18 protein-coding genes are annotated in these 20,481 nt (G+C 71.9%); 7 read left to right on the top strand and 11 right to left on the bottom strand.

The features are described from left to right. The 5 genes from ABT08_RS01315 to ABT08_RS01295 all read right to left on the bottom strand — a co-directional run. On the bottom strand, nt 1-1,358 hold a 1,358-nt coding region (locus ABT08_RS01315), incomplete at its 3' end, for an LCP family protein (protein WP_288113747.1). Then, complete coding sequence (gene purE / locus ABT08_RS01310) at nt 1,355-1,822, bottom strand: 5-(carboxyamino)imidazole ribonucleotide mutase (protein WP_288113749.1); 468 nt, start codon at nt 1,820-1,822, stop codon at nt 1,355-1,357. The genes ABT08_RS01315 and purE, both read right to left, overlap by 4 nt. Before the next feature lie 133 nt (nt 1,823-1,955). After that, nucleotides 1,956-3,092 (bottom strand): 5-(carboxyamino)imidazole ribonucleotide synthase, encoded by a 1,137-nt coding sequence (locus ABT08_RS01305; protein WP_056207980.1) that lies wholly within the window; start codon nt 3,090-3,092, stop codon nt 1,956-1,958. A gap of 52 nt (nt 3,093-3,144) precedes the next feature. Continuing rightward, the gene (locus tag ABT08_RS01300) at nt 3,145-3,693 is read right to left on the bottom strand and encodes a PH domain-containing protein (protein WP_056207977.1); all 549 of its coding nucleotides are present in this window, start codon (nt 3,691-3,693) and stop codon (nt 3,145-3,147) included. A 75-nt stretch (nt 3,694-3,768) separates the two neighbouring features. Then, entirely contained in the window at nt 3,769-4,563 is a 795-nt protein-coding gene (locus tag ABT08_RS01295; RefSeq protein WP_288113746.1) for a biotin--[acetyl-CoA-carboxylase] ligase, read from the bottom strand. Between the two features lie 123 nt (nt 4,564-4,686). Between ABT08_RS01295 and ABT08_RS01290 the strand changes: the two genes are divergently transcribed. Beyond that, a complete protein-coding gene (locus ABT08_RS01290) occupies nt 4,687-6,285 on the top strand; it encodes an acyl-CoA carboxylase subunit beta (protein ID WP_045248254.1) in 1,599 nt (532 codons plus the stop codon). After that, nucleotides 6,282-6,524 carry an acyl-CoA carboxylase subunit epsilon gene (locus ABT08_RS01285; protein ID WP_048808900.1) on the top strand — a complete coding sequence of 81 codons (243 nt, stop codon included), beginning with the start codon at nt 6,282-6,284 and terminating at the stop codon, nt 6,522-6,524. Before ABT08_RS01290 ends, ABT08_RS01285 begins: the two co-directional genes overlap by 4 nt. A gap of 233 nt (nt 6,525-6,757) precedes the next feature. Here the strand turns inward: ABT08_RS01285 and ABT08_RS01280 are convergent, their stop codons facing one another. The 4 genes from ABT08_RS01280 to ABT08_RS01265 are packed head-to-tail and all read right to left on the bottom strand — an operon-like array spanning nt 6,758 to nt 11,015. Then, entirely contained in the window at nt 6,758-7,801 is a 1,044-nt protein-coding gene (locus tag ABT08_RS01280; protein WP_056207971.1) for a hypothetical protein, read from the bottom strand. Then, complete coding sequence (locus ABT08_RS01275) at nt 7,801-9,039, bottom strand: sensor histidine kinase (protein ID WP_056207968.1); 1,239 nt, start codon at nt 9,037-9,039, stop codon at nt 7,801-7,803. The genes ABT08_RS01280 and ABT08_RS01275 overlap by 1 nt, the downstream gene beginning before the upstream one ends. Continuing rightward, the gene (locus ABT08_RS01270) at nt 9,036-9,704 is read right to left on the bottom strand and encodes a response regulator transcription factor (protein WP_056207965.1); all 669 of its coding nucleotides are present in this window, start codon (nt 9,702-9,704) and stop codon (nt 9,036-9,038) included. The genes ABT08_RS01275 and ABT08_RS01270 overlap by 4 nt, the downstream gene beginning before the upstream one ends. 9 nt (nt 9,705-9,713) lie before the next feature. Then, entirely contained in the window at nt 9,714-11,015 is a 1,302-nt protein-coding gene (locus ABT08_RS01265) for a class I SAM-dependent RNA methyltransferase (protein WP_056207960.1), read from the bottom strand. A gap of 62 nt (nt 11,016-11,077) precedes the next feature. Here ABT08_RS01265 and ABT08_RS01260 point away from each other — a divergent pair, with 62 nt between their 5' ends. Together ABT08_RS01260 and ABT08_RS01255 are read left to right on the top strand one after the other, a co-directional pair. Then, the gene (locus ABT08_RS01260; protein ID WP_056208017.1) at nt 11,078-11,725 is read left to right on the top strand and encodes a Maf family protein; all 648 of its coding nucleotides are present in this window, start codon (nt 11,078-11,080) and stop codon (nt 11,723-11,725) included. Between the two features lie 78 nt (nt 11,726-11,803). Continuing rightward, a complete protein-coding gene (locus tag ABT08_RS01255; RefSeq protein ID WP_288113744.1) occupies nt 11,804-13,570 on the top strand; it encodes an acetyl/propionyl/methylcrotonyl-CoA carboxylase subunit alpha in 1,767 nt (588 codons plus the stop codon). A 61-nt stretch (nt 13,571-13,631) separates the two neighbouring features. Here ABT08_RS01255 and ABT08_RS01250 read toward each other — a convergent pair whose 3' ends face one another. Beyond that, nucleotides 13,632-15,083: an NAD(P)H-quinone dehydrogenase gene (locus tag ABT08_RS01250; RefSeq protein ID WP_288113743.1), complete on the bottom strand. Its 1,452-nt coding sequence runs from the start codon at nt 15,081-15,083 to the stop codon at nt 13,632-13,634. Nucleotides 15,084-15,165: 82 nt separating this feature from the next. Here ABT08_RS01250 and ABT08_RS01245 point away from each other — a divergent pair, with 82 nt between their 5' ends. The 3 genes from ABT08_RS01245 to ABT08_RS01235 are packed head-to-tail and all read left to right on the top strand — an operon-like array spanning nt 15,166 to nt 18,302. Continuing rightward, nucleotides 15,166-15,996 (top strand): purine-nucleoside phosphorylase, encoded by an 831-nt coding sequence (locus ABT08_RS01245; protein ID WP_056518657.1) that lies wholly within the window; start codon nt 15,166-15,168, stop codon nt 15,994-15,996. Further along, the gene (locus ABT08_RS01240) at nt 15,993-17,675 is read left to right on the top strand and encodes a phospho-sugar mutase (protein WP_288113742.1); all 1,683 of its coding nucleotides are present in this window, start codon (nt 15,993-15,995) and stop codon (nt 17,673-17,675) included. The genes ABT08_RS01245 and ABT08_RS01240 overlap by 4 nt, the downstream gene beginning before the upstream one ends. A 39-nt stretch (nt 17,676-17,714) precedes the next feature. Further along, the gene (locus ABT08_RS01235) at nt 17,715-18,302 is read left to right on the top strand and encodes a GNAT family N-acetyltransferase (protein ID WP_288113741.1); all 588 of its coding nucleotides are present in this window, start codon (nt 17,715-17,717) and stop codon (nt 18,300-18,302) included. Nucleotides 18,303-18,317: 15 nt separating this feature from the next. On the opposite strand, the gene ABT08_RS01230 is transcribed toward ABT08_RS01235, so the two are convergent. Then, nucleotides 18,318-20,249: a BglG family transcription antiterminator gene (locus tag ABT08_RS01230; RefSeq protein ID WP_056207951.1), complete on the bottom strand. Its 1,932-nt coding sequence runs from the start codon at nt 20,247-20,249 to the stop codon at nt 18,318-18,320. Nucleotides 20,250-20,481 lie beyond the last annotated feature (232 nt).

Here is a 20,481-nt window from a genome sequence, read left to right as displayed (position 1 = left end):
TTGTCGGGGTCGATGTTCGCACCGGCGGGCGTGAGCTCGAGCGACTGCACGGGCTGACCCTTCGCCTTGATCGCGAGATCGAGGAAATAGCCGATCATCGAGTCGGGGATGTCCGTTTCGATGATGTGGGTGCCGGCGTTGGCGACATCCTGGAAGCGCGAGAGCACGTTCGCCGGGGTGAACTGCGCGAGGATCGCCTCCTGCAGCTGACGCTGGCGGAGCATCCGGTCCCAGTCGCTCGTCGTGTAGCGCGAGCGGGCGTACCACTGCGCCGTGTCGCCGTCCATGTGCTGCGCACCCGGCTCGATCCACCCGATCGCCCACTTGCTCGCGGGCTCGTTCGTGTACGTCGGCCCCCAGCCCTTCGGGAGTCGTTCGGTGACGGTGATGTCGATGCCGCCGAGCGCGTCGATGAGGGCCGCGAAGCCGTCCATGTCGATGAAGACGTAGTACGGGATCGTGAGTCCGGTGACGCCCTCCGCGGCATCCTTCACCGCTTCGATACCGGGGCTGTATTGATACGTGGTCGCGTCGGGATAGATGTCGGTGCCCTTGCGGAGCACGTTCACCTCGGTGAAGATCTCGTTGATCGCGCAGTGGGCGGTGCCGCAGTTCTTGCCCTTGTAGCCGTCGGGGAAGAGAGTCTGCATCGGCCCCGGCGCGAACGGCACGTCCTTCATGTCGCGCGGGATACCGGTGATGGTGACCTGTCCGGTGTCGGCGTTGACGGATGCCACGGAGATGCTGTCGGGGCGCATCGAATCGCGTCCCGCTCCGCTGTCGACGCCCAGCAGGAGGATGTTGTAGTACCCGTCGGTCGGCGCGACGGCGGGGCCGCCCGCGCTGAACACCGACCCGAGCGCATTCCGTGCCGAGCCGACCAGCACCGCCGCGTACCCCGCGCCGCCGCTGACCACGAGCGTCACCGCGACGACAGCGGCCGGCACCGCGAGGCGTGCCCACGGGCGCGTCTTGATGAGCCGTACGAGCCGCAGCGTGTCGAGAGCGAGCACGATCCAGAGCACGGCGTACGCGACGAGGGCGATCTGGATGATCAGCAGCACGAGACTGTTCGTGACGACGGTGAGGAAGAACGGTCGCCACACAACGGCGACGAGCACGGCCAGAACCGCGAGCACCCACATGACGAGGGTCGCACCGAGGCCGAGTTTCGCGAGGCGGCGGTTGCCCGCCGCGGCCTGTGCCGAGCCCGGGATCAGGAGGTTCACGACGACGAGCCACCAGGCACGCCGCGTCATGACCGCCGGCGACGTGCTGTCGGGGTAGCGGATCGGATAGGGGTTGACGAGACCCCGTTCGTCGCCCGGCCGCCGGGGGGTGCGGGGGGCGACGGTCACAGGCTGTCCTTCAGGCGGTGGTTCTTCTGCGCCACCTGATCCTCCAGCTCGCGCGCGTACGCCTCGACCCTGTCGGCGAGGCGCGGATCGGAGGCACCGAGGATGCGCACGGCGAGCAGCCCGGCGTTCTTCGCGCCGCCGATCGAGACGGTCGCGACCGGGATGCCGCCGGGCATCTGAACGATCGACAGCAGCGAGTCGAGCCCGTCGAGGGTCGCGAGCGGCACCGGCACCCCGATGACGGGGAGGGCGGTGACGGAGGCGAGCATCCCGGGGAGGTGCGCGGCACCGCCGGCGCCCGCGATGATCGCCTTCAGGCCGCGGCCGCGCGCCTCACGCCCGTAGGCGATCAGCTTGTCGGGGGTGCGGTGGGCGGAGACGATCTCGACCTCGTGCGGCACGCCGAAGTCGCCCAGCACCTGGGAGGCGTCGGCCATCACCCGCCAGTCGGAGTCGGAACCCATCACGACCCCGACCAGGGGCGCGTCGGAGGAATGCAGCGCGCGCGTCACCCGTCCAGGCTAGGGCGCTCGTGCTGGACATCACCGCAACGGCGCGCGGTCACGGCATCCGGGCGCCGGCCGCCCGGCGCACGCCTCAGTCGAGGAAGAAGGATGCCGCGGCCACGGCGTCCGCGCGGACCGCGTCGAGATCGCTCCCCGACACGTTGACGTGGCCGACCTTCCGCCCGGGTCGGGGCGCCTTGCCGTAGGTGTGCACCTTCGCGTCGGGGTGCGCGGCCATCGCCGCAGCGAAGCGCTCGTCGAGCGATCCGGCGACGGGGCCGCCGAGCACGTTGATCATCACGGTCCAGGGCGCGCGCGCGGCGGTGTCGCCCAGGGGCAGATCGAGCACGGCACGCAGGTGCTGCTCGAACTGGCTGGTCACCGCGCCGTCCTGCGTCCAGTGGCCGCTGTTGTGCGGGCGCATCGCGAACTCGTTGACCAGCACGCGTCCGGAGGCCGTCGCGAACAGCTCGACCGCCAGCATCCCGGTGACGCCGACGCCGTGCGCGACGCCGGTCGCGATGCGGGTCGCCTCGGCGGCGACCTCGGGGGCGAGGCCCGCCGCCGGGGCGACGACCTCGGCACACACGCCGCCGCGCTGCACCGTCTCCACGACCGGATACGCGACGAGCTCCCCCGAGGGGCGGCGGGCGACCTGCGCGGCGAGCTCGCGGTCGAAGTCGACGAGCTCCTCGACGAGCAGCGCACCGCCGCGGCCATCCTCGGCGAGCGCCGCGAACCAGTCGTCGGCGTCGGTGGCCGCACCGACGACCCGCACGCCCTTGCCGTCGTAGCCGCCGCGCGGAGTCTTGACCACGGCGCGGCCGCCGTGGGAGGCGAGGAATGCACCCAGCGCCTCGGCGTCGGCGACCTCCGCCCAGTCGGGCTGAGGGAGGCCGAGCTCGGCGACCTTGCGGCGCATCGCGAGCTTGTCCTGCGCGTACTGCAGGGCGTCCGGCCCGGGGTGCACGGCGACGCCGTCGGCGATGAGGGCGCGCAGCACGTCCTGCGGAACGTGCTCGTGGTCGAAGGTGAGCACGTCGACGTCTTTCGCGAACGCCCGCACCGTCTCGATGTCTCGGTAGTCGCCCACGGCCGTCGCGGCGAGCGCCGCCGACATGCCCGGCTCCTCCGCGAGCACGCGGATCTCCACGCCCAGCTCGACCGCCGGGGCGATCATCATGCGGGCGAGCTGCCCGCCCCCGACGACTCCGACGCGCACGGTCATGCGTCTCCCTTCGACCGATCCATTCTGCCGCAGGCGTCGCGACGGGTGCGCGTCAGAGGGTCTCGCCGGTGGTGTGACTGTCGCGGTGGGCCAGGATCTGTCCGACCTCGACCTGGTCGACGAGCACCTCGTGCACGAGGTTCACGTCGCGGATGCCGCGCAGCACGAGAGGTTTCTCGGTGCCGGAGGCGAGCTCGATCGTGCCCGCGCGCCACAGACGCTGCCACAGGCCGCGCCGGACGGTGATCGCATAGCCGCGCGTGTGACCGACCTCGCGGTGGGTGCGTGAGAGCAGACCGCTGCGCTCGATGACCCGGCGCGTCGTGATCGTGTAGGTGTGCGCGGACCACGCGAGATACGGCAGTACGACGAGCAGCACGATGACGATCGCGGCCACGGCGGGGACCACCCAGATCGGCAGCCCGAAAGGCGGGTCGAACAGGAAGTAGCCGGTCGCGCCGCACACAGCGATGAGCAGAAGCGCCGACCAGAACAGTCCGGCACCCACCGGTCGCATCCGGGCGATGCGCCGTTCGGGCGCGTCGACACCCGGGGCGGGGGTCTGCGGCCGGCCGTAGCCGTAGGCCGAGGTGTTGCTCACCCTCTCATTGTGGCGGCCGGTACCGACGGCGCGAGCTGCGCCACGCGGGACCGGAACGGCGAGCGACGCCCCACCTCACCGCACGTGGGTGACGTCTCCCGCTGCGACGGCCGTCTCACCCGCAGCCCCGCGCACGACCAGGCGTCCGTCGGTGTCGATGCGCACGGCCTCGCCCACGAGCGCGGAACCGTCGGGGAGGGACACGGTGACGGCGCGCCCGAGCGTCAGGCACAGCGCCTCGATCTCACCCCGCAGACCCGCCGCCGACGCGTCGCCTCCGGCTGCCGCGAGCGCGGCCAGCTGCTCGTCGAGAGCCGTCAGGTAGTCGGCGATCAGGCGATCCTCGTCGACGGCGACCCCGAGGGCGGCGAACGAGGTCGCGGTGGTCACGGGCAGGTCGACCGCGGCCATCCGCGTGTTCACTCCGGAGCCGACGACGACGGTCGAGGGCGAGCCGGCGACGGCTTCGGCGAGGATGCCGCAGATCTTCAGTCCGTCCACGAGCACGTCGTTGGGCCACTTCAGCCCGGCGGAGTTGCCGGTTCCGCGCAGCTGCGCGGCGACAGCGCGGGTCATCGCGGCGCCGGCGGCGAGCGGGATCCAGCCGCGGGCCGCAATCGGGAGCCCGGCGACGTCGACGACGACGGACAGGGCGAGCGCGGCGCCGGGTGGCGCGACCCAGGTGCGGTCGAGGCGACCCCGCCCCCGACGCTGGTCGGTGGTCAGCAGCGCCGACAGGTGCGGCCAGTCGCGGGGCGCGTCGCGGACGGCGGCCACGAGGTCGGCGTTCGTGGAGTCGGTGTGCTCGGCGACCTGGAGCCTCGGGCTGACCGCGGCGGCGAGGGGGAATCCTGCGGCGGGAATGGGCATGCCGCCACCCTACGCGCGGGCTCCGGGCCGTCGGCATCCGCCGCCATGTCTCAGACGAGGAACAGCGGATGCCTCCGCCTGTTGTCCGAACCCTCCAAGCTTCGGACGGGGCCGGTGGATAGGGTGGAATCCGTGACCGACACCCCCGACCTCACGACCACCGCTGCCAAGATCGAGGACCTGCGCCGCCGTTACCGCGAGGCGGTCGTCGACGCCGAGACCGTCGCGCAGACCAAGCAGCACGCCAAGGGCAAGCTCACCGCCCGCGAGCGCATCGAGATGCTGCTCGACCACGGGTCGTTCACCGAGGTCGATGAGTACGTGCGCCACCGCACCACCGCGTTCGGCATGGAGAAGTCGCGTCCCTACGGCGATTCCGTCGTCACCGGCGTCGGCACGATCCACGGTCGCACCGTCGCCGTCTACTCGCAGGACTTCTCGACCTTCGGGGGCTCCCTCGGCGAGGTCGCGGGCGAGAAGATCATCAAGGTCATGGAGCTGGCGCTGCGCAGCGGCATCCCGATCATCGGCGTGCTCGACTCGGGCGGCGCGCGCATCCAGGAGGGTGTGGTCGCGCTCGGCAAGTACGGCGAGATCTTCCGCCTGAACACCGCCTCGTCGGGCGTGATCCCGCAGATCTCGATCATCATGGGCCCGGCTGCGGGCGGTGCCGTCTACGGCCCGGCGCTCACCGACTTCGTGATCATGGTCGACAAGACCAGCCAGATGTTCGTCACCGGCCCCGACGTGATCAAGACGGTCACCGGCGAGGACGTCGGGATGGACGAGCTCGGCGGCGCCCACACGCACAACACCCGGTCGGGCGTCGCGCACTACCTCGCCGACGACGAGGAGGACGCGATCGACTACGCGCGCTCGCTGCTCGCCTTCCTCCCCGACAACAACATGTCGGAGGTGCCCGACTACGAGTCGGCGTTCGACTTCGAGACGACCGACTCCGACCGCACCCTCAACACGGTCATCCCCGACTCCCCCAACCAGCCCTACGACATGCACGGCGTCATCGAGCACATCGTCGACGACGGCGACTTCCTCGAGGTGCAGCCGCTGTTCGCGCCGAACATCCTCATCGGGTTCGGCCGCGTCGAGGGCCGGTCGGTGGGCATCATCGCCAACCAGCCGTCGCAGATGGCGGGCACCCTGAACATCGACGCAGGCGAGAAGGCGGCGCGTTTCGTGCGCTTCTGCGACGCGTTCTCGATCCCGATCGTGACGCTCGTCGACGTGCCCGGCTACCTCCCCGGCACCGACCAGGAGTGGACCGGCGTCATCCGCCGCGGCGCGAAACTCCTCTACGCGTATGCCGAGGCGACAGTGCCGCTGGTGACGGTGATCCTGCGCAAGGCCTACGGCGGCGCGTACATCGTCATGGGCTCCAAGCAGCTCGGCGCCGACATCAACCTGGCCTGGCCGACCGCCGAGATCGCGGTCATGGGCGGCCAGGGCGCGGTGAACATCCTCTACCGCGGCGAGCTCAAGCGCGCCGAGGAGGCCGGCGAGGACGTCGCCGCCGTGCGCGCCCGCCTCGCCAACGAGTACACCTACAACGTCACCTCCCCGTTCCTCGCCGCCGAGCGCGGCGAGCTCGACGGCATCATCGAGCCGGCGCAGACCCGCGTGTCGATCGCGAAGGCCCTGCGGGCACTGCGCGGCAAGCGTGCGTCGCTCCCGCCGAAGAAGCATGGGAACATCCCCCTGTGAGCCTGTTCGACGAGACGGATGCCGCGTCCCCCGTGCCCGTGCGCATCGACGTGCGTCGCGGCAACCCGACGGACGAGGAGCTGGCGGCGATCGTCGCGGTGGTGACCGAGGCGTATGCGGCCGAACAGGCGGGAGCGGTCGCCGCCCCGGCGCGGCGACCGAGCGGATGGCAGCTCACCCGCCGTGCGCTGCGCACATCGATCGACCGCAGGGGCGGCTGGGGCGGCTTCCGCGGTTGATCCGACGCTGTCGGAACGATGTCACCCGAAGTACCTACATACAGGCGCGCTGAAGGTGCGAATACTGATATCGCTGGGTTTCCCAGCGAGAGCTCGACCTGACACTGTTGCGGGGTCAGGGAGCCACTCGCAGACGATATCGGGTAATCGTCTGCTGGCGAGGGGCAGGCGCATCCGCCGCCCCTCGCCCTCTCTTTTGGTGCGCGGCAGGTCTGCGCGAGCACTCCGAGCGCTCAGCGCGGCGAGCGCTCGATCTCGCGCCACAGGTCGACACTGTCGTCCTCGTCGAGGCCGATGGTGCGGGCGGCGCGCCCGACGACCGTGACGGCGACACGAGGATCGCTGCTCGTGCGCACGTACACACGGTCCGACCGGGCCGAACGCAGGGTGTCGGCCAGCTCGGCCCGGATCTCGCCCAGCTCCTCCTCGCCGATGTCGTCGATCGCCCCGTCGTCGGACAACGACACGGATGCCCCGCGTCGGCGCACGCTCTCGAGCGCCGCCCTGACTTCGGGATCGAGCAGGCGCGCACCGCGCAACTCGTCGCGCAGGCGCCCCTCCACCACGCGCGCCTCGATCCGTTCGTCGTCGGAGAGGACGCCCCGGCGATCGATGACCCGGGCGAGCGCGTCGCCGGCGCTCAGAAGCACACGGTTCACCTGCACGCGGCGTTCATGGGCCTGCGCGCCCTGCGCGGCCGATTGGGCCGAAGCGACACGTTGCACCTCGCCGAGCCGTTCCGTGTCGAGCGCGGCACGGTCGAGTGCGAGCACCAGGAACTGCGCGGCGCCCACCCAGACCGTCGACCCGACGAGACCGAGACCGAGCGCGGTCGCCGGGCCCAGCAACGAGATCGACCACCCCGCGAGCACGACGATTCCCGTCCACGCCATCCAGGGGCGCCGGCGCACGGTGAGCGTCGCCATGAGCGCGCCGATGGCACCGAGGTACCAGGTGGTGTGCGTCCCCGGCGTCGTGTGGGGGCCCGCGCCGTAGGCGACGAGCGGGGGCAGTGCCACCGTCGCCGCGAGGGCGAGCAACGCCAGCGGGATGGGCAGGTGATCGCCCGAACTCGACACCGTCTCCGGCTGGCTCGACCGCGTGATCACCGCGGTCCAGCCCCACAGGATGCACAGCCACGCCACCGCCAGGTACCCGAGCATGCAGCCCAGCAGCAGCCATCCGTCGTCGACGGGCGCGCCGATCCACATGCCGCGGAGCGTGAGCGCGACGCTGAACGCGACCGCGAGGAGTCGGATGACGGAGGCCGTGGACATCAGGAGACCGTCGCCTTCCAGATGAGGTCGACGACCGTGCCCGAAGCATCCGAGGAGATGCGGGTCTCGCCGCCGAACGCGGCCACGCGCGCGATGATCGACCCGCGCACGCCCAGGCGGTCATCCGGGATCTCGTCGATCGAGAAGCCGGGCCCGGTGTCGCGCACGGTCACCGTCACCCGGCCGGGCGCACGCTCTCCCGTCACGGTCACCTCGAGCCCCGCGCCATCGGCGTGGGCGATCGCATTGACGATGGCCTGGGTGCCCGCGAGCACCATCGCCCGCATCGCACGGCCGGGGACATCCGGGGTGTCGGGGGCGATGCGACGGCGGACCGCGGCATCCGACCCCGCCTCGACGAGCGCGCGCTGCAGCTCGTCCGCGAGCGATGACGCCGACCGGGGATGGTCACTGCCCTCGCCCGCCGTGACGTCGACGTTCGCGAGGCGGTTGAGCGCGTCACGTGCCATCTGCACGGCGAGCTCGCGCTCCCGATCGGTCCCCGCGCGCTGCGCGGCGATGAGCGCCGCGATGACGCTGTCGTGCATCAGAGCGGCGACGGCGACACGCTCACTCTCGGTCGCAGCCATCGCCGCCGCCCGCGCGGACGCCTCGATCGCGCGTTCGCGATGCTCGTCGATACGGCTCGCCGTGGAACGGAACGTCCAGGCGAGCGCGAGCAGCACCGCGCCGAAGATGACCAGGAACGCGACGTCGAGCGCCGTCGGCAGCCAGGCCGCCGGCGCGAAGCCGAGCTCGACCATGCGCATCGCACCGTAGACGACAGGGATGCCGACCGTCGCGATGACCTGCCACCGCCTCGGGAGCGCGACGACGGCGGCGAGGGTCGCGACGTTGCCCAGCACATAGGGCCAGGCGTGCGAGGTGGCGGGCGATCCGTGGCCGTAGGCGCCGACGGGCCACAGGACGAGGGCGATCGTGTAGGCGATCACGAAGATCGTGCCGGCGAGCTCCTTCTGCCGCCCCGTCGCGAACGAGACGATCGCCACCGCGAGGGGGACGAAGATCAGCAGGATCTCGATCGTGTTCCAGAACGGATCGACCGCCTGCGCGGCGATCGCCTCGACGATCGTCTGGGCGCCGAGCACCACGCTCGCGAGCGCCACGGCTCGGCCGAGCACCATCTCGACCCGCTCGCGGGTGAGGGATCCGTCGCGCGCGATCGCGTGGGGCGCCGGCAGCACCACGGGGCCCGAGTCGAAGCGGATGCCGCTCATGACCGCGCCCCGGACACGCCCGCGTCGGGGTCGATGACGCCGTCCTCGACCGCTCGCTGACGGAGGTCGATCTTCGTCGGGGCGGGCCTGCCGACCTCGATGTACTTCGCCCGGATGCGGGAGATGTTCTCCTTGGCCGTGTTGTACGTGATGCCGAGGCGCTGCGCGACGAGTTTCAGCGGGAGTCCGGCGGCGTAGAGCGCGAGCGCCTCGCGCTCGCGCGCCGAGAGCTGGGCATCTCCGAACGCGCTGTCGCCGGCGACCGCGCTCGCCCACTCGATGTTGTTCAGCGGCTCCCCGGCGGCGACCGTGCGGACGGCGTCGACGATGTCATCCATCGGCGCCGACTTGCTGATGACACCCGCTGCGCCCGCCGCAAGCGCCTCGCGCACGGCGACGAGCCGGTCGGCGACGCTGTAGATGACCACCTCGGAGCCGTCGGACTGCAGCGACTGGATGTTCTCGCTCACCGTCGTGCCGTCGCCGAGGGTGATGTCCAGGAGCGCGACCTGCACCGGGTCGGCACCGGAGTCGCGCAGCCACCGCCGGTAGTCGCGCACACCGCTGCCCGAGAACACGACGTCGATCGTCGCGTCCCGCGAGCACGCCGCCTCGACGCCGAGTCGCACCGACTCGTGGTCGTCGATGGTGGCGACGCGGATCATGCGCTCATGCTATCCGCGGGGCGCGACCGGAGTCAGGGTCGCCACGGCCTCGATGTGATGCGAGTGCGGGAACAGGTCGATCGCCCGCACGCTGGAGGTCTCGTAGCCGGCCTCGCGGAAGAACGCCAGGTCGCGGGCGAGGGCGGCAGGGTCGCAGGCGACGTAGGTCACCGCAGCGGGCGCGAGCGCGACGAGAGCCCGCACGACGTCACGGCCGGCGCCCGCGCGCGGCGGGTCGAGCACCACGACTCCGCGGGAGAGCCGGTCACGGTCGCGCGCGGAGGCTCCCGCGGCGAGCGCGGCGAGCCATCGGTCGACGCGACCCGTCTCGGCGCGAGCACCCACCCACTCCGACAGGTTCTCGCCGGCGTGCTCGGTCGCGCGCTCATCGGCCTCCACCGAGACCACCTGAGTCGCCTCGCCGCCGAGTTCGGCGATCGTCGCGGCGAACAGTCCCACCCCGCCGTACAAGTCGAGGTGGCGCCCCTCGGAGTCGACACCGACGACGCCGAGCTCAGCGGCGACCGCAGCGGTGAGGGTCGCGGCGGCGAGGCGGTGCACCTGCCAGAAGCCACCCGCATCCACCCGGAACGCACGCTCCCCGACCCGTTCGACGACCGGCTCGAACGCCGGGTCCTTCGGGTTCACGGGCCGGCGCTGGCCGCGGGCGAGGGCCGGCCGGTTGATCACACGCACACGTCCGTCGGCGGGCTGGACCAGGTCGATGCGCCCTGGGCGCTCCCCGATGAGGCGCGCCGCGGCGCGCTCGATCGCCGCCGTGGCCAGGGGCAGCGTCTCGGTGCGCACGACGCGGTGGCTGCGCGAGGCCATCGGCCCGACCGTCCCCGATTCGTCGACGTGCAGGCTCACGCGGGTGCGCCAGCCGCCGCGGTCCGCGGGCTCCGGCGCGAGGCCGTCGACGGGCGCGGGAGCCTCGATCGTGACCGGAAGGTCGAGGCGTCCGACGCGGCTCAGCGCGTCGGTGACGACCTGCTTCTTGAGCTCGAGCTGCCGCGGCAGCGCGATGTGACCGAAGTCGGCGCCGCCTGGGCGACGGTCGGCCGGCACGTCGAGCCCCGCCTCGGCCCACACGTGGGGCACTCGGTCGGGCGAGGCATCCAGGATCTCCACCGGCTCCGCGCGCCAGAACGACTTGTCGCCCGCCTCGGTCACCCGCACCCGCACCCGCTCGCCGGGGAGGGTGTCGGGCACGAACACGACGCGCCCGTCGCCCCCGACCCGGCCGACGAACACGCCGCCGTGCGCGACGCCGGTGATGTCGAGATCGATCAGGTCGCCCGCAGAAGTCATCCCCCGAGCCTCCCACACCGGGGCGCTCCGCGCGGCGGATGCCGCGGGCTACCGTGGTGCGCATGCGCGTCGTGCTCGCCTCCACCTCTCCCGCCCGCCTCATGCTGCTGCACCAGACCGGCATCGACCCCGAGACCCGCGCCCCGCAGGTCGACGAGGAGGCGGTCGTCGCGGCGGTCGAGGCATCCGAGGGGCGCACGCTCTCCCCCGACGAGCACGTGCTGCTGCTGGCCCGACGGAAGGCGGCGGATGTCGCGGCCGCCGTGCGCGCCGACGACCCCGCGTTCGACGGCATCGTCATCGGCGGCGACTCGATGTTCGCGCTCGGTGACGAGATCCTCGGGAAGCCCTACACCGCCGAGGCGGCGACGGCCCGATGGGAGCAGATGCGCGGCCGCACCGGGGTGCTGCACTCCGGTCACAGCGTGTTCCGGCTCACCCCCGACGGCGGTCACCGCGAGGAGCACGCGGTGGCCGCGGCATCCGTCACCTTCGCCGCCGACGTCGACGACGACGAGATCGCGGCCTACGTCGCGACGGGCGAACCACTGCTCGTCGCGGGTGCGTTCACCCTCGACGCGCGGGCCGCCGCCTTCATCTCCCACATCGACGGCGACCCCTCGACGGTGGTCGGGATGTCGCTCCCCACCCTGCGCTCGCTGGTGCGTCGGCTGGGAGTCCACTGGACGTCGCTGTGGGTGGCTTCGTAGACATCCGCACACGCTTACGCCGAGTTCTTGTGAGGGACGGTCAAATTCCGCCGGGAATCCGTCGGTAGGCTGGCACTCATGCCTCGAATCGCCAAGGTCCTCGTTGCCAATCGCGGTGAGATCGCCGTCCGCATCATCCGCGCGGCGCGCGACAGCGGCAGGTCCTCGGTGGCGGTCTACGCCGACCAGGACCGCGACGCCCTCCACGTGCGGCTCGCCGACGAGGCATACGCCCTCGACGGCGCCACGAGCGCCGAGACCTACCTCTCCATCGAGAAGATCCTCTCGATCGCCCGGCGCTCCGGCGCCGACGCCGTGCACCCCGGCTACGGCTTCCTCGCCGAGAACGCCGAGTTCGCCCGCGCCGTCATCGACGCCGGCCTCGTGTGGATCGGCCCTTCCCCCGACGCCATCGAGGCCCTCGGCGACAAGGTGACGGCGCGACACGTCGCCGAGAAGGTCGGCGCCCCCCTCGCCCCCGGTACCCCCGGACCCGTCGCCGACGCGTCGGAGGTCATCGCGTTCGCCGAGCAGGTGGGTCTCCCGATCGCGATCAAGGCCGCCTACGGCGGCGGCGGCCGCGGCCTGAAGGTCGCCCGCGAGCTCGACGAGGTCGCCGAGCTGTTCGAGTCCGCCACCCGAGAGGCCGTCGCCGCGTTCGGCCGCGGCGAGTGCTTCGTCGAGAAGTACCTCGACAAGCCGCGCCACGTCGAGACCCAGTGCCTCGCCGACGGCGCCGGCACGGTGGTCGTCGTCTCCACCCGCGACTGCTCGCTGCAGCGCCGCCACCAGAAGCTCGTCGAGGAGGCCCCGGCGCCGTTCCTCACCGAGGCTCAGCGCGAGACGCTCTACAGCGCGTCGAAGGCGATCCTGAAGGAGGTCGGCTACATCGGCGCCGGCACCTGCGAGTTCCTCATCGGCGCCGACGGCACCATCTCCTTCCTCGAGGTGAACACCCGCCTGCAGGTCGAGCACCCGGTCTCCGAAGAGGTAACCGGCATCGACCTCGTGCGCGAGCAGTTCCGCATCGCCGAGGGCGAGTTGCTCGGCTACGACGACCCGGAGCCGGTCGGCCACTCCTTCGAGTTCCGCATCAACGGCGAGGACCCGGGCCGCGCCTTCCTCCCCCAGCCCGGCCCCATCAAGGTGTTCAAGACGTTCGGCGGGCCGGGCACCCGGCTCGACTCCGGCGTCACCGCCGGCGACACCGTCTCGGGTGCGTTCGACTCGCTGCTCGCGAAGATCATCGTCACCGGTCGCGACCGTCAGGAGGCGCTCGAGCGCGCCCGCCGCGCCCTCGACGAGTTCGAGGTCGCGGGGCTCCCGACGGTGCTCCCCTTCCATCGCAAGGTCGTGCGCGACCCCGCCTTCACCGCCGAGAACGGCGAGTTCGGCGTGTTCACGCGCTGGATCGAGACCGAGTTCGACAACGACATCGCGCCGTGGGACGGCGAGCTCGCCGACCCCGCGCCCGCCGAGACGCGACACACCGTCGTCGTCGAGGTCGGCGGCAAGCGACTCGAGGTGAGTCTGCCCGATCGCATCGCCGGCTCCCCGGCCCAGGTCGGCCGCCCCGCCGCCGTGCCCTCGTCGCGCCGCTCGCACCAGACGTCCGCCACCGCGGGCGCCTCGGGCGACGCGGTCAAGTCGCCGATGCAGGCGACGGTCGTGAAGATCGCCGTCGAAGAGGGTCAGCAGGTCGTCAAGGGCGACCTCGTCGTGGTTCTTGAGGCCATGAAGATGGAGCAGCCCATCCAGGCCCACAAGGACGGTGTCATCGGCGCGATCAACGCCGATCCCGGCACGACCGTGTCGGCCGGCCACCAGCTGCTCACGATCTCCTGACGCACACGGCGAGGCCGCGGCATCCGATCAGCCGATCAGGATGCCGCGGCCTCGTCGTTCGTCAGTTCTCGTCGCCGCTGGAGCGCTCGACGCCGTGCATCGCGCGCACGGCGTCTTGGATGGAGCCGGTCAGCGAGGGGAACACCGCGAACACGCGCGACATCTGGTCGACGGTGAGGCGGCGCTCGACGGCGATCGCGAGCGGGTAGATGAGGTCGGAGGCGCGGGGACCGACGATCACACCGCCGATGACCGTGCCGCTGCCCTCGCGGGCGATCACCTTCACGAAGCCGTCCTTGATGCCCATCATCTTCGCGCGGGCGTTGGCCGCGAGCGGAAGCTTGTGCACGACGCCGTTGATGAGACCGGCCGCGATGTCCTTCTCTTGCCAGCCGATCGTCGCGATCTCGGGCGCGGTGAAGATGTTCGCGGTGATGCGGCGGGACTCGAGCGGAATGACGACGTCGCCGAGCGCGTGGAAGACCGCGGTGCGCCCCTGCATCGACGCGACCGACGCGAGCGGCATGAGCGTCGTGCAGTCCCCGGCCGCGTAGATGTTCGGCATCGATGTGCGCGAGACCCGGTTCACCCGGATGTGACCGGAATCGGTCAGCTCGACGCCCGCCTCGGCGAGCCCGATGTCGTGGGTGTTGGGGATCGAGCCGACCGCCATGAGGCAATGGCTGCCGACGATCTCGCGGCCGTCGGCGAGGAGCACGCGCACGCCGTCGTCGGTGCGTTCCACACGGTCGGCGCGCGCCTTGGCGAGGAGGGTCATCCCCCCGCGGCGGAAGACCTTCTCGAGCACGGCGGCCGCGTCGGGGTCCTCACCCGGGAGCACCTGGTCGCGGCTCGAGACGAGGGTGACCTTCGCCCCGAGGTTCATGTAGGCCGAGGCGAACTCCGCTCCCGTGACGCCCGACCCGACCACGATGAGGTGCTCGGGGAGCGTCGTCATGTCGTAGAGCTGGGTCCAGGTGAGGATGCGCTCTCCGTCGGGTTTGGCCTGCGGGAGCTGGCGGGGCGAGGCGCCGACCGAGACGACGAGGGTGTCGGCCTCGACCCGGTCGAAGGCGGTGCCCTGCGGTCCGGTGGACACGACGACCGCGCCCGGGCCGTCGAGGCGCCCGTGGCCGGAGATGATGCGCACGCCCGCCTCGACCAGCGACGAGCGCATGTCGTCGGACTGCTGACGGGCGAGCGCGAGCAGCCGCTTGTTGACAGCGGCCAGGTTGATGGCGATCTCGGGGGTGAGAGGCGTGCCCTTCGCACCGCGTGCGAACAGCTGCACGCCGAGGTCGCTCGCTCCTGCGATGGCGACGGCCGCATCGGCGGTGGCGATCAGGCTCTTCGACGGCACCACGTCGGTGATGACGGCGGACCCGCCGACGCCGGCGCGCTCGACGAGGGTGACTTCGGCGCCGAGTTGGGCGGCGGCCAGGGCCGCCTCGTAGCCGCCGGGTCCGCCTCCGATGATCGCGACCCGCTGGGCGTTATCGAAGCTCGTCGACATGCCTCCATTCTGGTGCGTCCCGTCGCGCGCAGCGAACCGGGACCGACTGGCCCCGTCCGAGCGGTGTTCCTAGAGTGAGGGGATGACGCACACCGCCCACCCCCTCGACGACCCCGCCGCCGACCCGTTCGAGGTCGCCGCCACCGCCGCCGCCGACATCGCCCGCCTCAGCGGCGTCGCAACGCACGACATCGCGGTGACGCTCGGGAGCGGATGGGGCAAGGCCGCCGACCTCCTCGGTGAGACGGTCGCGACGATCCCCGCCACCGAGGTGACAGGCTTCAGCAAGCCCGCGCTCGAGGGTCACGTCGGCACGCTGCGCAGCATCCTGACCCCGACCGGAAAGCGCGTGCTCGTCATCGGCGCGCGCACGCACTTCTACGAGGGGCACGGCACCCGCCGCGTCGTGCACAGCGTGCGCACCGCTGCCGCCACCGGAGCCCGCATCATGGTGCTCACCAACGGCGCCGGCGGGATCCGAGAGGCCTGGACTCCCGGGCAGCCGGTGCTCGTCAGCGACCACATCAACCTCACGGCGGCCTCGCCGCTCGAGGGCGCGACGTTCATCGATCTCACCGACCTCTACTCGCGACGCCTGCGCGATCTCGCCCGCACGATCGACCCGACCCTCGACGAGGGCGTCTACTGCCAGTTCCGCGGGCCGCAGTACGAGACGCCCGCCGAGGTGCAGATGGCCAAGGCGATCGGCGGCCACATCGTCGGCATGTCGACAGCCCTCGAGGCGATCGCGGCCCGCCAGGCGGGCATGGAGATCCTCGGGATGTCTCTCATCACCAACCTCGCCGCGGGCATCCAGACCACCCCGCTCAGCCACGCCGAGGTCATCGAGGCGGGCCAGCTCGCCGAGCCGGTCATCTCCGCGCTCCTGGCCCGTGTGATCGAGGCGATGTGAGCGACGACGACCTTCTCGTCCGCGCCCGCGCCTGGGTCGCGCAGGATCCGGACCCCCTCACCGCCGCCGAGCTCGATGCGCTCATCGCGGGGGCCGCGGCATCCGATCACGCCTCTGTGCTCGCCCTGCGCGAGCGGTTCTCGGGACGCCTCGCCTTCGGCACCGCAGGGCTGCGCGGAGAGCTCGGCGCGGGCCCGCAGCGCATGAACCGGGTGCTCGTCGCGCAGGCCGCGACCGGCCTCGCGCGGTACCTCGCGGCCTCGGCCCGGCCCGGCCACACCCCGACCGTCGTGATCGGCTACGACGGTCGGCGCAACTCCGATGTGTTCGCCCGCGACTCGGCCGAGCTCATCGCCGGTCAGGGTCTGCACGCGATCCTCCTCCCCCGCCTGCTGCCGACCCCCGTGCTCGCCTTCGCCGTGCGCCACCTCGGCGCCGACGCCGGCGTGATGGTGACGGCCAGCCACAATCCGCCGAACGACAACGGCTACAAGGTCTACCTCGGCGGCGCCGACGACGGCGCGCAGATCGTGCCGCCGAGCGACGCCGAGATCGCGGCGCAGATCACCCGGGTCGCCGATGACGAGCGCGTCGACGCGCTGCCCCGCTCCCAGGACTACGAGATCGCCGACGAGGCGGTCGTGGCCGCCTACGTCGCCGCCACGGCGGCCGTCGCGCCCGCCCCCGCCGGCGCCGCCGGCCTGCGGTGGGTCTACACGGCACTGCACGGAGTCGGCTGGGAGACGACAGCCGCGATCCTGCGCACGGCCGGCTACCCGCTGCCGGTCACGGTCGACGAGCAGCTCCACCCCGACGGCGCCTTCCCGACGGTGGCGTTCCCCAACCCCGAGGAGCCGGGAGCGATGGACCTCGCCTTCGCGACGGCGCGCACCGCCGGCGCGGAGCTCGTCATCGCGAACGACCCCGACGCCGACAGGCTCGCGGTCGCGATCCCGGATGCCGCCGCCCCCGGCGGCTGGCGCCGCCTGACCGGCAACGAGACGGGTCTGCTGCTGGGGCTGCGCGCCGCACGGCTCGCCGCCGCCCACCCGGTCGCGGGTGCGTCACTGGCGTGCTCACTGGTGTCGTCGCCGGCGCTCGCGACGATCGCGGAGCGCCATGGCCTCGGCTTCCACGCGACCCTCACCGGGTTCAAGTGGATCTCCCGCGCGCCTGGCATCGTCTACGGGTTCGAGGAGGCCCTCGGCTATCTCGTGAACCCCGAGACGGTGCGAGACAAGGACGGCATCTCGGCCGCCGTGGCGATCCTCGGCCTGGTTGCAGAGGCCCGCGAACGCGGCGCCACCCTCTCCGACCTGCTCGCCGAGCTCGCCGAGGAGGTCGGCCACGTCGCGAGCGGTCAGGTCTCGGTGCGGGTCGACGACCTCGCCGTGATCCCCCGCCTCATGGGGTCGCTGCGAGAGGCTCCCCCGACCGAGGTCGGCGGGTTCGCCGTCGAGCGTGTCGACGACCTCGCGACGGGTCACGGAGACCTCCCGCCCGGCGACGTGCTGCGCTACTGGCTCGAGGGAGAGACCCGACTGATCGTGCGCCCGTCGGGCACCGAGCCGAAGCTCAAGCTCTACCTCGACGTGCGCGGCGACAGCGCCTCCGACGCCGACGCGCGGCTCGAACGACTGCGGGACGGGGCCCGCCGACTGCTGTCCGATCGGAGCTGACCCACACGGCCCGCCGCCCGGCGCCCCTAGGCTCGGGGCATGGAGTTCGCCGCACCGCTCGTCCTCGCCAACGACTGGGTCCGCCTGGAGCCGCTGACGGCCGCACATGCGGCGGGGCTCCGCGCCGCGGCATCCGGTCTCGACCACGCCTGGTACACGAGCGTGCCGACGAGCGACGCCGCCGTCGATGCCGACATCGTGATGCGCGAGGGCCTGCATGCCGCCGGCGGCATGAACCCGTGGGTCGTGGTGCGCGAGAGCGACGGCGAGGTCGTCGGCGAAACGACGTTCTGCAACATCGACCAGGAGAACCGTCGAGTCGAGATCGGACACACCTGGCTCGGGCTCTCCGCCCAGCGCAGCGCCGTGAACACGGCCGCGAAGCGCCTGCTGCTCGCCCACGCCTTCGAGACCTGCGATGCCGTCGCGGTCGAGCTGCGCACCCACTGGCACAATCGGCAGTCACGGGCCGCCATCGAGCGGCTCGGCGCGAAGCTCGACGGCGTGCTGCGCAGCCACCGCATCATGCCCGACGGCTCGCTGCGGGACACCGTGGTCTACTCGATCCTCGCGCACGAGTGGCCCGCGGTGCGGCGCGGGCTCGACGAGAGGCTCATCCGGGCCTGACGCGGGATCGGCGGATCAGCCGTCGATGACAGCGACGAGCTCGTCGAGGAACGACGGCAGACTCGTCGCGCGGCGCACGATGCGTTGCGCCGATTCGCGCTCGTTGAACACCTCGACGAACTGCTCGAAGACCGTCTGGAACGCCGCACGGTCGTTCTCCGAGAAGGCGACGAGCGCCACCACCTGCACGCGGGCGTCGCCCCACGGGATCGACGGGTCGGCGATGCCGACGGCGATCGCCGTGTGGGCCGCGGTCATCCCGATCGCGTGCGGCACCGCGAGCGCGTCGGTGAAGGCGGTCGACGACATCCCCTCGCGCGCGACCGCGCGCTCGAGGTAGGCGTCGTCGATGACGCCGGCGTCTCGCAGCAGCCCGCCGAGGAGGCGGATGGTGCCCTCCTCGCCGAGCGTCGGATCGATGCCGTGCACGAACGCGTCGGGGCGGAAGTAGCGCTCGAGCTCGGTGCGCAGCTTCGCGAGGCGACGCGTGCGTCGCGCTCGCACCGCGACGACCTGGATGCGGTCGACGTCGGCAGGCGTGAGGAAGGGCTGGATGCGCACGACGCGCTCGGGCTGCACCGGCGCTCCCGGAGGCGCGTCGATCGTCGTGAGCACGAGGTCGGTGTCGATGTCGGCCCAGTCGGGGTCGACGCGCGTCTCGACCCGCACGACCTCGATCGACTGGCCGAGCGAGCGGGCGACGCTCGAGCGCAGCAGCTCATGCAGCTCGTAGTACCCCGGGCAGATGATCGTCGCGGTGAGCCGTTCGTCCGATCGGCGGCTGCGCTCGAGCTGGCCGCCCACGTGCATCGCGATGTAGGCGATCTCGTCGTCGTGCAGCGGGATGTTCAGTCGCTGCGACAGCTCACTGGCGATGAAGACCGCGACCTCGAAGATCATCGGATAGGTCGACTTCAACGATCGGGTCAGCGGGTTGCGCGACCACGCCTTGTCCCGCGCCCGCAGCCGCAGGTTCTGCACATGGAGGGCGAGCCGCAGCACGAAGTCCTCGTCGTGGATCTCCACCAGGAACTCGGATGCCGCGGCCCCGACCGCCTCCCGCACGGCTCCCTCCACCTCGGGGTCGAGGGGCGCCCGCGTCTCGTCGGCGATGCCCGGCGCGACGACCCGCGTGAGCACGACGGAGGCGAGGTGGCGACTGTCGGCCGGCCCGAGGTCGACGCCGAGGTGCTCTCGGGCGAGCGTCTCGATCGCGTTCGCGACCCGCAGCTGCGCCGCGACCGGCTCGGGGAGCCCCGCCGCGTCGAGGCCGCGCTGGCGTGCGACACGGTCGGCCGCGATCGCGACGTGGGTGAGCACGTCGCTCATCCCGTACTCGTTGACGTAATAGCCGAAATCGACCAGCTGTGCCACGAGCGCCGCCTTGAACGGCGCGAGCGACGGGAGCACCGCGGACTGCTCGCCGAGCGCACGCCGGAGCGCCGCGGTGTCGTAGGCACCGGCATCCATCTCGTCATGGACGAGCCGGCTGAGCAGCCGCCGCTGCGCCATCTCAGTGCCGCGCAGGCGCACCTGTGCGCCCTGGCGGTCGAGGATGAGCTCTGTGCCGCCCAGCAGGCTGCGCACCCGCGCGAGATCGGACTCGACCGTCGCGGCGCTCACGAACATCTCGTCGGCGACGGCGTAGACGTCGAGGCCATCGGGGGCGTCGAGCAGCCTCGTCACGAGGGTGTGGAGGCGATCGCGGGGCGACCCGCCGTCACCGGGAGAGGTCTGCAGGGCGGCGCCCGCCTCGACGCCGGCGCGGTAGCCCTGCGGCCCCGACTCGACAGCCTGGCCGCCGGAGACACGACCGTTCACGCTCGTGACATAGGAGCGCACCGACCGGGCCGTCACACCCAGCTGATCGGCGAGGGTCGCCGCCGTCACCCATCCGCCGTCGCGAAGGAGCAGGCCGAGAAGCCGGTCCTGCTTGGCACGCGTCACGTGATCCCTCCGATACGCCGATTCCCCTATTCCATCACGCGACCGCGACGTTTCCGCGGGGGGCGGAAACAGGTCTGGTTGCCCGCGCTCTCGGGGAATTCTCAAGATAGACCCAGGAGGCGGATCGATGAGGATCCTGGCGACGTGCGCCGCCGGTACGACCGGCACAGGCGAAGCACAGCAGCTGCGTCACGCAGCGCACGACGCGAGGGCACGCACCGAACCGTGGAGA

The organism is Microbacterium sp. SCN 71-21, from assembly GCF_001725695.1.
Classification (GTDB): Bacteria; Actinomycetota; Actinomycetes; order Actinomycetales; family Microbacteriaceae; genus Microbacterium; species Microbacterium ginsengisoli.
This window is presented reverse-complemented; position numbering and strand designations above follow the sequence as displayed.

Excerpts from the sequence above, each read along its gene's own strand:
- purE (WP_288113749.1), bottom strand. The coding sequence starts at position 1,822 with ATGGGTTCCGACTCCGACTGGCGGGTGATGGCCGACGCCTCCCAGGTG.
- ABT08_RS01305 (WP_056207980.1), bottom strand. The coding sequence starts at position 3,092 with ATGACCGTGCGCGTCGGAGTCGTCGGGGGCGGGCAGCTCGCCCGCATG.
- ABT08_RS01295 (WP_288113746.1), bottom strand. The coding sequence starts at position 4,563 with ATGCCCATTCCCGCCGCAGGATTCCCCCTCGCCGCCGCGGTCAGCCCG.
- ABT08_RS01280 (WP_056207971.1), bottom strand. The coding sequence starts at position 7,801 with ATGTCCACGGCCTCCGTCATCCGACTCCTCGCGGTCGCGTTCAGCGTC.
- ABT08_RS01275 (WP_056207968.1), bottom strand. The coding sequence starts at position 9,039 with ATGAGCGGCATCCGCTTCGACTCGGGCCCCGTGGTGCTGCCGGCGCCC.
- ABT08_RS01270 (WP_056207965.1), bottom strand. The coding sequence starts at position 9,704 with ATGATCCGCGTCGCCACCATCGACGACCACGAGTCGGTGCGACTCGGC.
- ABT08_RS01265 (WP_056207960.1), bottom strand. The coding sequence starts at position 11,015 with ATGACTTCTGCGGGCGACCTGATCGATCTCGACATCACCGGCGTCGCG.
- ABT08_RS01260 (WP_056208017.1), top strand. The coding sequence starts at position 11,078 with ATGCGCGTCGTGCTCGCCTCCACCTCTCCCGCCCGCCTCATGCTGCTG.
- ABT08_RS01255 (WP_288113744.1), top strand. The coding sequence starts at position 11,804 with ATGCCTCGAATCGCCAAGGTCCTCGTTGCCAATCGCGGTGAGATCGCC.
- ABT08_RS01250 (WP_288113743.1), bottom strand. The coding sequence starts at position 15,083 with ATGTCGACGAGCTTCGATAACGCCCAGCGGGTCGCGATCATCGGAGGC.
- ABT08_RS01245 (WP_056518657.1), top strand. The coding sequence starts at position 15,166 with ATGACGCACACCGCCCACCCCCTCGACGACCCCGCCGCCGACCCGTTC.
- ABT08_RS01235 (WP_288113741.1), top strand. The coding sequence starts at position 17,715 with ATGGAGTTCGCCGCACCGCTCGTCCTCGCCAACGACTGGGTCCGCCTG.